Genomic DNA, 11,699 nt, shown 5'->3' with positions numbered 1-11,699 from the left:
GTGGCTACTCCCCCGCCTGCTGGTCGTCGGCGGTGTCGGTGGGGGTGTCGGACGGCGCGGCCGCGGTGCCCTCGGCCGCGAGGGCCTGCGCCTGGGCGACCGCCTCCGGCTCGGACTCGATGTGGCCGCTGGCGGCACCGGTCATCGCGGTGCCGAGGTCCTCGGCGGTCACGGTCTCCGGATCGGCGTCGGCGACCAGCCGGCCGCGGTAGATCACCCGGATGGTGTCGGAGAGGCCGATCAGCTCGTCCAGGTCGGCGGAGATCAGCAGCACGGCGAGGCCGGCCCGCTGGGCGTTCTTGATGTGCTCCCAGATCTGCGCCTGGGCGCCGACGTCCACACCGCGGGTGGGGTGGGCGGCGATCAGCAGCTTGGGGTCGTGGCTCATCTCGCGGCCGATGATCAGCTTCTGCTGGTTGCCGCCGGAGAGGGAGGCCGCGGTGACCTCGATGCCGGGGGTGCGGACGTCGTACTCCTCGACGATCCGCTGGGTGTCCCTGCGGGCGGCGGCCGGGTCGAGCAGCACGCCGTTGGAGTTCGGGCGCTCGGTGACGTGGCCGAGGATCCGGTTCTCCCAGAGCGGGGCCTCCAGCAGCAGGCCGTGCCGGTGGCGGTCCTCGGGGATGTAGCCGATGCCGGCCTCGCGGCGGGCCCGGGTGAGGGTGCCGGAGAGGTCCTTGCCGTCCAGCGTGACGCTGCCGGCGTCCAGCGGGAGCATGCCCATGACGGCCTCGACCAGTTCGGCCTGGCCGTTGCCCTCGACACCGGCGATGCCGAGGATCTCGCCCTTGTGGATGCGCAGCGAGATGTCGTCCAGGACGACGCGCTCGATGCCCTCGGCGTCGGTCTTGGCGATCCGCAGGCCGTCCACGCGCAGCATCTCGGTGGTGGTGACGGTCGACTCGCGGCTCTCCGGGGAGGGCAGTTCGCTGCCGACCATCAGCTCGGCGAGCTGGGGGGCGGTGACCTGCTTCGGGTCGGCGTCGCCGACGGTGGTGCCGCGGCGGATGACGCTGATCGCGTCGGCCACCGAGAGCACCTCGTGCAGCTTGTGCGAGATGAAGATGACGGTGACGCCCTCGGACTTCAGCTCCCGCAGGTTGTCGAACAGGGCGTCGACCTCCTGCGGGACGAGCACGGCCGTGGGCTCGTCGAGGATGAGGATCTTGGCGCCGCGGTAGAGCACCTTGAGGATCTCGACGCGCTGGCGGTCGGCCACCCCGAGGTCCTCGACCAGCGCGTCCGGGCGCACGCCCAGGCCGTACTGCTCGGAGAGCTGCGCGATCTTCTCCTTGGCCCTGGCCCCGATGCCGTACAGGTGCTCGCCGCCGAGGACGACGTTCTCCAGGACGGTGAGGTTGTCGGCGAGCATGAAGTGCTGGTGCACCATGCCGATGCCGCGCGCGATGGCGTCGCCCGGAGTGTTGAACTCGCACAGGTCGCCGTTGATCGCGATGGTGCCCTCGTCCGGCTTCTGCATGCCGTAGAGGATCTTCATCAGCGTCGACTTCCCGGCGCCGTTCTCGCCCATGAGGGCGTGCACGGTGCCGGTGCGGACGGTGAGGTTGATGTCGTGGTTGGCCACGACGCCGGGGAAGCGCTTGGTGATGCCGCGCAGTTCGACGGCCGGTGTCGCCGTCCCCGCGCTGGGGTTACCGCCCGTCATCGGGGCGGGGTCGGATGCGGTGATGGCGGTCTCCTGGTGGTCTGGAGGCGCGTCGTTGCGCTGGAGGGCCAAAGCGGGAAGGGGGGAGAGACGGGACGGGGCCCGGGGGGTACGCACTGAGCGCACCCTTCCGGGCCCCTCCCTGAGTTGCGTCCATCATGGCGTTGCCGGGCAGGCGGCAGCGGCAGTGACGTCCGGTCGAGCCCGGGAGCCTTACAGCTTCGACGGGTCGGTCGGGATGGTGGTCTGGCCGCTCTTGATGGCGTTGGCGGCCTCGTCGAGCTTGCCCTTGATGTCGTCGATCTTGCCGCCGGTGGTGGCGAGCGAGACACCGTCGACCTTGAGGTCGAAGTTCTTCACACCGGTGAAGGGCTGGCCGTTCTTGACCGACTCGATGTAGGAGAAGACCGCCTTGTCGACGTTCTTGACCATCGAGGTCATGATGCTGTTCTTGTACTTCGCCAGGGCCGGCTGGGAGGCCTGGTCGGAGTCGACGCCGATGGCCAGCGCGCCCTGCTTGTTGGCGACGGCCTCGATGGCGCCGTTGCCGGAGGAGCCGGCGGCCGTGTAGATGACGTCCGCGCCCTTGTCGAGCTGGCCCTGCGCGGCTTCCTTGCCCTTGTCGGGGGCGGCGAAGCCGGTGAAGTCCGGCGGGGTGGTCAGGTAGGTGACCTCGACCGGCATCTGCGGGTCGACGGACTTGACGCCCGCCCGGTAGCCGGCCTCGAACTTCTTGATCAGCTCGGACTGCACACCACCGATGAAGCCGACGTGCTTGGACTTCGACTTGTTGGCGGCGGCGACACCGGCCAGGTAGGAGCCCTCCTGCTCGGCGAAGAGCAGCGAGGTGACGTTCGAGGGCTGCTCGGCGTCGGTGGAGTCGATGATCGCGAACTTGACGTTCGGGTTCTCCTTGGCGATCTTGTTGACCGCCGGCTGGTAGACGAAGCCGACCGCGATGATCGGGTTGTAACCCGCGGAGACCAGGTTCTTGAGGCGGGTCTCCTTGTCGGCCTCCGCCTCGCCGGTCTTGGCGTCGGCCTCGGTGACCGCGACACCCAGCTTGCTCTTGGCCTCGTCGAGGCCGCGGGCGGCGGAGTCGTTGAAGGACTGGTCGCCACGGCCGCCGATGTCGTAGGCCATGCCGACCTTCAGGCCGCCCTCGGACGAGCCGGAGGAGGCGGTGGTGTCGTTGCTCTTTGCGCCGCAAGCGGCGAGCGAGGCGATGCCCAGGGAACCCGAGAGCACAACCGCGGCGAGCTTAGTGGAACGGCGCAAGGGAGTTTCTCCTTCTCACACGCAACCGATTTAGCGTGGTCGGACGCCACCGTAACGCGCGTAGAACACGGTTGTGTTACAGGCCGCCGGAGCATTCGGGTTGTTATCAAACCGTGGTCTGACGGCCGCCCCGACGCCCCTTTCCCTTGCGCGAAGGGTGCTTTGGGCCGGTCCGCCCCCGTGTACGGAACCTGAATTATCAGGACATCGACGACGAAACCGGACACCTTCGACAGGTGTCCGGTTTCCGGTCGGCGGCGGTGCCGGTGTCAGAGCGTGCCGGGCTCCAGGGCCAGCGCGGTGAAGAGCTCGACGCCGATCGCGATCGCGCGCTCGTCCACGTCGAAGCGGCCCTGGTGCAGGTCGCGGACGGTGGTGTCGCCGGGGGCCCGCACCCCGAGCCGGGCGAGCGCGCCGGGGGCGTGCTCCAGGTACCAGGAGAAGTCCTCCCCGCCGAGCGACTGCTCGGTGTCCTCGACCACCTCCGCGCCGTCCTGGCCGAAGCGCGCGGTCATGCCGGCCTCCAGCAGCCCCACCGAGACCGCCTCGTTGACCACCGGCGGCACGCCCCGGTGATAGTCGAGCGTCCACTTCGCGCGGTAGGTCTCGGCGAGCCGGGCGATCAGCTCATGCAGCAGGTCCGGTGCCTCCCGCCAGCCGGCCAGCTCCAGGCAGCGGACGGTGCCCTCCAGTTCCCCGTGCTGCGGGATGACGTTGGGCGCGGAGCCCGCGGCGATCCGGCCCCAGACCAGCGAGACGCCCCAGCGCGGGTCCATCCGGCGGGCCAGCGCGGCCGGCAGCTCGGCGGCGGTGCGGGCGACCGCGGTGACCAGGTCGGTGGTCAGGTGCGGGCGCGCGGTGTGGCCGCCGGGGCCGTCCAGGTGGAGCACCAGGCGGTCGCAGGCGGAGGTGATCGCCCCGACCCGCAGGCCGATCCGGCCCACCTCCACCTTGGGGTCGCAGTGCACGGCGAAGATCCGGCCGACGCCCTCCATCCCGCCGGCCGCGATCACGTCCAGCGCGCCGCCGGGCATGACCTCCTCGGCGGGCTGGAAGACCATCCGGACCGGGCGCCGCAGCTCGCCGGAGCGGGCCGCCCCGGCGAGCACCAGCGCGGTGCCGAGCGCCACCGAGGTGTGCACGTCGTGACCGCAGGCGTGGGCCCGGCCGGGGACGCTCGAACGGTAGGGGACGTCGGTCTTGGCGTCGTCGATCGGCAGGGCGTCGATGTCGGCGCGGAAGGCGAGGAACTCCGCGCCGCGCGGGGCGGACTCGGGAACGATGTCGACGAGCATTCCGGTGCCGCCCGGAAGGATCCGGGGGGCGAGGCCTACGGCGATCAGGCGGTCGCGCAGCAGGCCGGTGGTTCGGAACTCCTGGCGGCCCAGCTCCGGGTGCCGGTGCAGGTCCCGCCGGAAGGCGATCAGCTCGGGCTCCAGCTCCCGTACCCGGTCGCGGAGACCGGCGGCGGGGCGGGCAGCGGTGAGGGTGACGGCCGACTGGGCGGACTCACGACGGTTCATCTCAACAAGGGTAGGCCTGTTGGGGGGATTTGGCCCGACTTCCCGCAAAGAAGTCCCCGGATGGGCGCATACCGGCCGCGTTGGTGGGTATGACATCTTGTTTCAGCCGCCTTCCCCATGGTGCCTGCTCTGTGCAACGACCATCGACGATCAAGGTCACGGCAGGCTCCACCGGCCGGTTGACGGCCTCCCGGACGGCTCCGCACGGGCCCCGCGCGCCCCGCACATTGGCTCAAAAGCGTTCGACCGGGACGTGCCGGCCCCACACCTCGCGCAGCGCGTCGCAGACCTCGCCGACGGTGGCCCGCGCGGCCAGCGCCTCGCGCATCGGGTACAACACGTTCTCCCGCCCCCCGGCGACCCGGCGCAGCGCGTCCAGCGCCCGGCCCACCGCGGCGCCGTCCCGGGCCGCCCTCAGCCGGGCCAGCCGCCCGGCCTGCCGGGCCTCGATCGCCGGGTCCACCCGCAGCGGCCGGTACGGCTCCTCGGCCGCCAACTCCCCCGGCCCGAGCCGGAACCGGTTGACCCCGACCACGGTGCGGGTGCCCGCCTCGGTCTCCCGCTGGATCCGGTAGGCGCTGCGCTCGATCTCCGCCTTCTGGTAGCCGGCCTCGATCGCCGCCACCGCCCCGCCCAGGTCCTCGACCCGCGCCATCAGCCCGAGCGCCGCGGCCTCCACCTCGTCGGTCAGCGCCTCCACCGCGTAGGAGCCGGCGAACGGGTCGACGGTGGCGGTCACGTCGGTCTCGTGGGCGAGCACCTGCTGGGTGCGCAGGGCGAGCCGGGCGGCCTTCTCGGTGGGCAGCGCCAGCGCCTCGTCGAAGGAGTTGGTGTGCAGCGACTGGGTGCCGCCGAGCACCGCCGCGAGCGCCTGCACCGTGACCCGGACCAGGTTCACCTCGGGCTGCTGGGCGGTCAGTTGGACGCCCGCGGTCTGGGTGTGGAAGCGCAGCCGCTGCGAGCGCGGATCCCGGGCGCCGAACTCCTCGCGCATCACCCGGGCCCAGATCCGGCGGGCGGCGCGGAACTTGGCGACCTCCTCCAGCAGGGTGGCGCGGGCCACGAAGAAGAAGGAGAGGCGGGGCGCGAAGTCGTCCACCGCCAGACCGGCGGCCAGCGCGGCGCGCACGTACGCGATGCCGTCGGCCAGGGTGAAGGCGATCTCCTGCGCGGGCGTGGCCCCGGCCTCGGCCATGTGGTAGCCGGAGATCGAGATGGTGTTCCAGCGCGGGATCTCGGCCCGGCAGTACCGGAAGAGGTCGGCGACCAGCCGCAGCGAGGGCTGCGGCGGGAAGATGTACGTCCCGCGGGCGATGTACTCCTTCAGCACGTCGTTCTGCACCGTGCCGGTGAGCCCGGCCGGCGCGACCCCCTGGGCCTCGCCGACCAGCTGGTAGAGGAGCAGCAGCACGGCGGCCGGGGCGTTGATGGTCATCGAGGTGGAGACCTCGCCGAGCGGGATGCCCGCGAACAGCTCGGCCATGTCCTCCACGCTGTCGACCGCCACGCCGACCCGGCCGACCTCGCCGGCGGCGAGCGGGGCGTCCGAGTCGTAGCCCATCTGGGTGGGCAGGTCGAAGGCGACCGAGAGGCCGGTCGAGCCGCCGGCGATCAGCCGCCGGTAGCGGGCGTTGGACTCGGCGGCGGTGCCGAAGCCCGCGTACTGGCGCATCGTCCACGGCCGGCCGGTGTACATGGTCGGGTGGATCCCCCGGGTGAACGGGTACTCCCCCGGGCGGCCCAGCCGCTCCTGCGGGGTCCGGCCGGCCAGGGCCTCGGGGCCGTACACCGGCGCGAACGGGAAGCCGGACTCGGTGCGGCGCGGGCCGGGGGGCGGCCCGGCGGGCGGGTCGGCGGTCATGGGGTCCTCCGCGGGGTCGGCGGGCGGGTCCACTCCTCTCGCAATGTAGCGCCGAAGGCCTTGAGATGATCGGTCGAACCGACCGGGATATCTCAGGAGTGGCAATGACCGAGCAGAAGGTGGCCGTCGTCACCGGTGCGAGCAGCGGGATCGGCGCGGCGACGGCCCGCCGCCTGGCCGCCGAGGGCTTCGAGGTGGTGCTGACCGCCCGCCGCACCGAGCGGATCGAGGCGCTGGCGAAGGAGACCGGCGGCCGGGCGTACACCCTGGACGTCACCGACCGGGCCGCCGTGGACGCCTTCGCCGCGGCGATCGGCCGGGTGGACGTGCTGGTGAACAACGCCGGCGGGGCGATCGGCGCGGAGAGCGTGGAGACCGGGGACCCGGCGGACTGGCTGGCCATGTACCAGGTCAACGTGCTCGGCGTGCTGCACATGACCCAGGCGCTGCTGCCGGCCCTGCGGGCGAGCGGCGACGGCACCGTCCTGGTGCTCTCCTCGACCGCCGCGCTGGCCGCGTACGAGGGCGGCGGCGGTTACGTGGCGGCCAAGCACGCGGCGCACACCATCGCCGCGACGCTGCGCCTGGAGCTGTGCGGGGAGCCGATCCGGGTGATCGAGATCGCCCCGGGCATGGTGAAGTCCGAGGGCTTCGCGGTGACCCGGTTCCGCGGCGACGAGGAGAAGGCCGCCGCGGTGTACGCGGGCGTCGCCGAGCCGCTCACCTCCGAGGACATCGCCGACACCGTCGCCTGGGCGGTCACCCGGCCGTCGCACGTCAACGTCGACCTGCTGGTGGTCCGCCCGCGCGCCCAGGCCGCCAACCACAAGGTGCACCGCGAGCTCTGACGCGCCGCCAGGCCCGGACCGCGGTCCGGGAGGGCGCGGGCGGTGGGGCGACAGGGGGGTCAGCATCCGAACTGTCACCCGCGAGTGGTACATACGTGCGATGAACACTCACCGGGCCACCCGCCCGCGCCTTCTGCTGGCCGCCTTCGCGGCCGGCAGCCTGCTCCTCGCGACCGCCTGCGGAGGAGACGAGAAGCCGGCTCAGGAGCAGGCCGCCCCCGCACCGTCGAGCGCCGCCGCCGAGACCGCCGCCGCGACCCCGACCGCGACGCCCACGCCCACCCCGACGGTGAAGCCCACCGGCGCCGACGACCCGGCGCTCAAGCCGTTCTACGGCCAGCAGATCGCCTGGGCCGCCTGCCCGCCGGACGCCAAGGCCGCCGAGCAGAAGATCGACCTCTCCCTGATGAAGTGCGGCAAGCTGCACGTCCCGCTCGACTACGCCGACCCGGCGGGCGAGGCGATCGACCTCGCGCTGATCAAGAACCCGGCCGCCAAGCAGGACCAGAAGCTCGGCTCGCTGGTGATCAACCCCGGCGGTCCCGGCGCCTCCGGCGTGGAGACCGTCAAGTACGGCGAGACGCAGTTCGAGGGCACCCTGCACAACCGCTTCGACGTGATCGGCTTCGACCCGCGCGGCACCGGGGAGAGCTCCCCGGTCACCTGCCTGGACGACAAGCAGCGCGACGCGCTCAACGCCGAGGACAGCCCGCTCGACCCGGCTGCGGCCAAGGCCCGGGCGGAGAAGAACGCCGCCGATTTCATCGCCGCCTGCCAGGCCAGGTCCGGCAAGCTGCTGCCCTTCGTCGGCACCCGCAGCACCGCCCGCGACCTGGACGTGCTGCGCGCCGCCGTCGGCGACCAGAAGCTCAACTACCTCGGCATCTCCTACGGCACCTACCTCGGCGCGCTCTACGCCGAGGAGTTCCCGAAGAACGTCGGCCGGCTGATCCTCGACGGCGCCGTCGACCCCGCCGAGCAGGGGCTGGACAAGAGCGTCAACCAGATCATCGGCTTCGAGAAGTCCTTCGAGCGCTTCGCCGTGGACTGCGTCGAGAACCACGCCGACGAGTGCCCGCTCGGCAAGAGCAAGGACAAGGCCGCCAAGAAGGCCGCCGACTTCCTCGACGGGCTGCGCGACAAGCCCCTGCCCACCAAGGACGGCCGCAAGGTCGGCAGCGGAACGGGCTGGACCGGCGTCACCGCCCTGCTCTACGGCGACGAGAAGACCATGTGGCAGTACCTGCGGATGTCGCTGGCGCTGGCGATGAAGGCCGGCCAGGGCGACGGCCTGCTCGGCTTCGCCGACATGTACAACGGCCGGGACGAGAAGGGCCACTACTCCCCCGAGTCGGAGGCCCTGGTCGCGATCCGCTGCGCCGACGGCGCCTCCCCCGCGCCGTCCGCCGAGGCGGCGCAGCAGGCGGTGCAGAAGCTCCAGCAGGAGGCGCCGCTGCTCGCCAAGGACGTCACCGTCGAGGACTTCAGCGAGGGCTCCTGCGTCAACTGGCCGTTCAAGACCCCCGAGAAGCCGCACACCGTCCGGGCCGAGGGCGCCGCCCCGATCCTGGTGGTCGGCACCACCGGTGACCCGGCCACCCCGTACGCGGCCGCCGAGTCGCTGGCCAAGGGCTTCGCCAACGCCACCTTGCTCACCCGGGTCGGCGAGGGCCACGGCGCCTTCGGCTCGGGCAACGGCTGCATCGACGCCGCCTACGCCGCGTACCTCACCGAGGGCACGCTGCCGGCCGCCGGGACGAAGTGCGAGTGACGCGTCGCGCGGCGTAGCCGGTGACGACGGGGAGGGCGCTGACACCGGGGTGTCAACGTCACAACTTGATAGCTCGTTCGGATGAAATCCGCGCGCGCCCTCCCCAACTGATGAGCGCTCAACTACCTTTGAGCCACAGCCGGACGGGCATTGGATGCCGTTCCGCAGCCTCGTACTTCACCGGGCTTCACCGCCGCGTCATCCACCACTCCCACCGCCCCCATCACCGGCACCTTCCCGCCCTCACGAGGAGGACCCGCTGGCCAGCGACATCCCGTCACCGAGGCTCGATCCCCGGGACGAGCCGACCCTCCTCGGGCTGCACCGGTTCAACGAGGCCGACGCCGGAGCCGCCGAGGAAGCCCTCCTGGCCTGCTGCGGCAGCCACCGCTGGGCCCTGCGGCTCACCGCGCACCGGCCCTACCCCGACATAGAGTCCCTGCTCGCCGCCGCCAGCGAGGCCTCGTACGACCTGCGTCCGGCCGACCTGGCCGAGGCGCTGGCGGACGAGAGCTGGATGCCGCAGCCGCTCCTCGGCATGCGCGCACCCGGCAGCCAGGCGGCGCACACCGCCCTGCGGGCGGCGCACGCCGCGTACGAGGCCCGGTACGGCCACGTCTTCGTGGTCTGCCTGGAGGGCATCGACCCCGAGGAGATGCTCGACGCCGTCCTCGGTTCGATCCGCACCCGTCTCGCCAACGATCCCGACGAGGAGCGCCTGGTCGCCGCCGACGAGCTGCGCCGGATCGCCCTCACCCGCCTGGAGCACCTGGTCGCCACCCATTCGCGGGCCGCGGCCCGCTGAACCGGGAGCGCTCAGCCCCGCTGGGCCGCACGCAGCTTGGCCACCTGCCGCCGGACGACCCGCTCGTCCGGCGCGGGGGCCGGCTCGGCGCCGACGCCCACCGTGCTGAACACCACCAGGGCCGGGCCGACCCTCGCCAGGACGGCGCGCTGCGCGAGCACCACCGAGCCCGATTCATTCGTCAGGGTGAAACCCGTCGCCGCGTCGGCTCCCTCGGGCGTGGGCGTGTCGTTGCGGTTCAGCCGGTGCGCGGTGCGGGTCACGCCCCGGCCCTTCTCCGCCGGGGGCGGCGGGGCCGTGGAGAGGAACTCCGCGCACGGGCCGAAAAGCCCCTCCAGCTCCTCCTGCAGCCGGGCCGCCCGGTCGCCCCGGTAGCCGAGCAGCCCCCCGTAGAGGCTGCCCGCCGGGTCGGCGGCCAGTGCCACGCTCAGATCGGTCTCCGCGTAGGGCACCGCCGGCACCGGCGCGGCGGAGGCCGACGCGCCCGCCCGGGCGGCGGCGGCCGCCGGGGCCACCGCGTCCAGCAGCGGCTGGCAGACCGGCTTGTCGGCGGCCTCCCGGCCGCCGTCCGGGCCGGTCTCGCCGTGGCCGGGGGTGATCACCGTCACGGTGAAGCCGGTCCCGAGCTCGGCGTCGGTCACCGCGGCGGCCCGCAGCTCGGCGGCGGAGAGCTCGCGGGGCGCGGCGGCGGGGGACGCCAGGTCGGCCGAGCCGCCCGCGGGGGCGGCGCAGCCGGCGGCGAGGAGCAGGACGGCGGACAGCAGCAGGGGGCGGGGCGGGCGCGGAGCGGGATGCGGCACGGGGGCCTCGGCGGGGGTGTCGGCGCGGACGGGGGTCGCCCACCGTAGCGCGACTTTCCGCCACCTATTCGTCACTCCGTGTCGCAAATCGCACGGCGGTTCCCGGTCAGCTAGGCCAGAAGTGCCTGTTTGATCACACCTCGGGCCCCCGGAGGCGGTTCCCGACAGCGCGTCGATAGGATGCTCGCGGCCGGTGGACCGTACCCGGCCGGGCTGACCGACACCGAAGCCGGCCGAGCCCCCAATCGCTTCCGGAGGGTTTTTCCGTGCCGGCTGGAACGCTGTACCGCGGCCGGGAAGGCATGTGGAGCTGGGTGGCTCATCGAGTCACCGGCGTCCTCATCTTCTTCTTCCTGTTCGCCCATGTCCTGGACACCGCCCTGGTGCGGGTGTCGCCCGAGGCGTACGACACCGTCATCCAGACGTACAAGACGCCGCTCGTGAACCTGATGGAGTACGGCCTGGTGGCCGCCATCCTGTTCCACGCCCTCAACGGCCTGCGCGTCGTCGCCGTCGACTTCTGGTCGAAGGGCCCGAAGTACCAGAAGCAGATGCTCTGGTCCGTGGTCGGAGTCTGGGTCGTCCTGATGGCCGGCGCCTTCTACCCGATCCTGCAGCACACGCTGACCTCCTGGTTCGGGAAGTGATCTGAGACATGTCCACGGAAATCTCCGACGCTGTGGTGGTCCCCTCCGCGCAGGCGCACACCGGCAAGGGCCTCGGCACCGGGAACCCGGCCGACGCCTTCGTGATCGAGCCGGCCCGCCAGCGGACCAAGAAGACCCCGCGCCGCACCCGCACCAACTTCGAGATGCTGGCGTGGCTGTTCATGCGCCTGTCCGGCATCGTCCTGGTGGTGCTGATCCTCGGCCACCTGCTGATCATGCTGGTGCTCGACGGCGGCGTCTCCAAGATCGGCTTCGCCTTCGTGGCCGGCCGCTGGGCCTCGCCGTTCTGGCAGGTCTGGGACCTCACCATGCTCTGGCTGGCCATGCTGCACGGCGCCAACGGCATGCGCCAGGTCATCAACGACTACGCCGAGAAGGACTCCACCCGGCTCTGGCTGAAGGGCCTCATGGGTACCGCCACGGTCTTCACCGTGCTGCTCGGAACCCTGGTGATCTTCACCTTCGACCCGAACATCTAA

10 protein-coding genes are annotated in these 11,699 nt (G+C 72.1%); 5 read left to right on the top strand and 5 right to left on the bottom strand.

The genetic code is table 11. The features are described from left to right. Positions 1–4: 4 nt before the first annotated feature. From ACFVVL_RS06140 to ACFVVL_RS06125, 4 genes are all read right to left on the bottom strand, one after another. Entirely contained in the window at positions 5–1,666 is a 1,662-nt protein-coding gene (locus tag ACFVVL_RS06140; RefSeq protein WP_387671629.1) for an ABC transporter ATP-binding protein, read from the bottom strand. A 213-nt stretch (positions 1,667–1,879) separates the two neighbouring features. Then, positions 1,880–2,944, bottom strand: a complete 1,065-nt coding sequence (locus ACFVVL_RS06135) for a BMP family protein (protein WP_380291476.1) — start codon at positions 2,942–2,944, stop codon at positions 1,880–1,882. A 269-nt stretch (positions 2,945–3,213) separates the two neighbouring features. Continuing rightward, positions 3,214–4,467: an amidohydrolase gene (locus tag ACFVVL_RS06130; protein WP_387671627.1), complete on the bottom strand. Its 1,254-nt coding sequence runs from the start codon at positions 4,465–4,467 to the stop codon at positions 3,214–3,216. Between the two features lie 232 nt (positions 4,468–4,699). Beyond that, on the bottom strand, positions 4,700–6,328 hold the full coding sequence (locus tag ACFVVL_RS06125) for a methylmalonyl-CoA mutase (protein WP_387671625.1): 1,629 nt from the start codon (positions 6,326–6,328) through the stop codon (positions 4,700–4,702). 104 nt (positions 6,329–6,432) lie between these two features. On the opposite strand from ACFVVL_RS06125, the gene ACFVVL_RS06120 reads away from it, so the two are divergent. From ACFVVL_RS06120 to ACFVVL_RS06110, 3 genes are all read left to right on the top strand, one after another. Next, positions 6,433–7,176: an SDR family oxidoreductase gene (locus ACFVVL_RS06120; protein ID WP_380291470.1), complete on the top strand. Its 744-nt coding sequence runs from the start codon at positions 6,433–6,435 to the stop codon at positions 7,174–7,176. 100 nt (positions 7,177–7,276) lie between these two features. After that, positions 7,277–8,947: an alpha/beta hydrolase gene (locus ACFVVL_RS06115; protein ID WP_387671623.1), complete on the top strand. Its 1,671-nt coding sequence runs from the start codon at positions 7,277–7,279 to the stop codon at positions 8,945–8,947. Positions 8,948–9,101: 154 nt separating this feature from the next. Next, positions 9,102–9,752 (top strand): 2-oxo-4-hydroxy-4-carboxy-5-ureidoimidazoline decarboxylase, encoded by a 651-nt coding sequence (locus tag ACFVVL_RS06110; protein WP_387671621.1) that lies wholly within the window; start codon positions 9,102–9,104, stop codon positions 9,750–9,752. An 11-nt stretch (positions 9,753–9,763) separates the two neighbouring features. On the opposite strand, the gene ACFVVL_RS06105 is transcribed toward ACFVVL_RS06110, so the two are convergent. After that, a complete protein-coding gene (locus tag ACFVVL_RS06105; protein ID WP_380291465.1) occupies positions 9,764–10,552 on the bottom strand; it encodes a hypothetical protein in 789 nt (262 codons plus the stop codon). Between the two features lie 266 nt (positions 10,553–10,818). Here ACFVVL_RS06105 and sdhC point away from each other — a divergent pair, with 266 nt between their 5' ends. Beyond that, positions 10,819–11,199 carry a succinate dehydrogenase, cytochrome b556 subunit gene (sdhC, locus tag ACFVVL_RS06100; protein ID WP_093861779.1) on the top strand — a complete coding sequence of 127 codons (381 nt, stop codon included), beginning with the start codon at positions 10,819–10,821 and terminating at the stop codon, positions 11,197–11,199. A gap of 8 nt (positions 11,200–11,207) precedes the next feature. Further along, positions 11,208–11,699, top strand: coding sequence for a succinate dehydrogenase hydrophobic membrane anchor subunit (locus ACFVVL_RS06095; protein WP_030300556.1), 492 nt, complete (start codon positions 11,208–11,210; stop codon positions 11,697–11,699).

This window comes from Kitasatospora sp. NPDC058115, from assembly GCF_042884635.1.
Lineage (GTDB): Bacteria > Actinomycetota > Actinomycetes > Streptomycetales > Streptomycetaceae > Kitasatospora.
The sequence above is the reverse complement of the archived record's forward strand: the minus strand, read 5'-3'. Positions and strand labels throughout refer to the sequence as shown.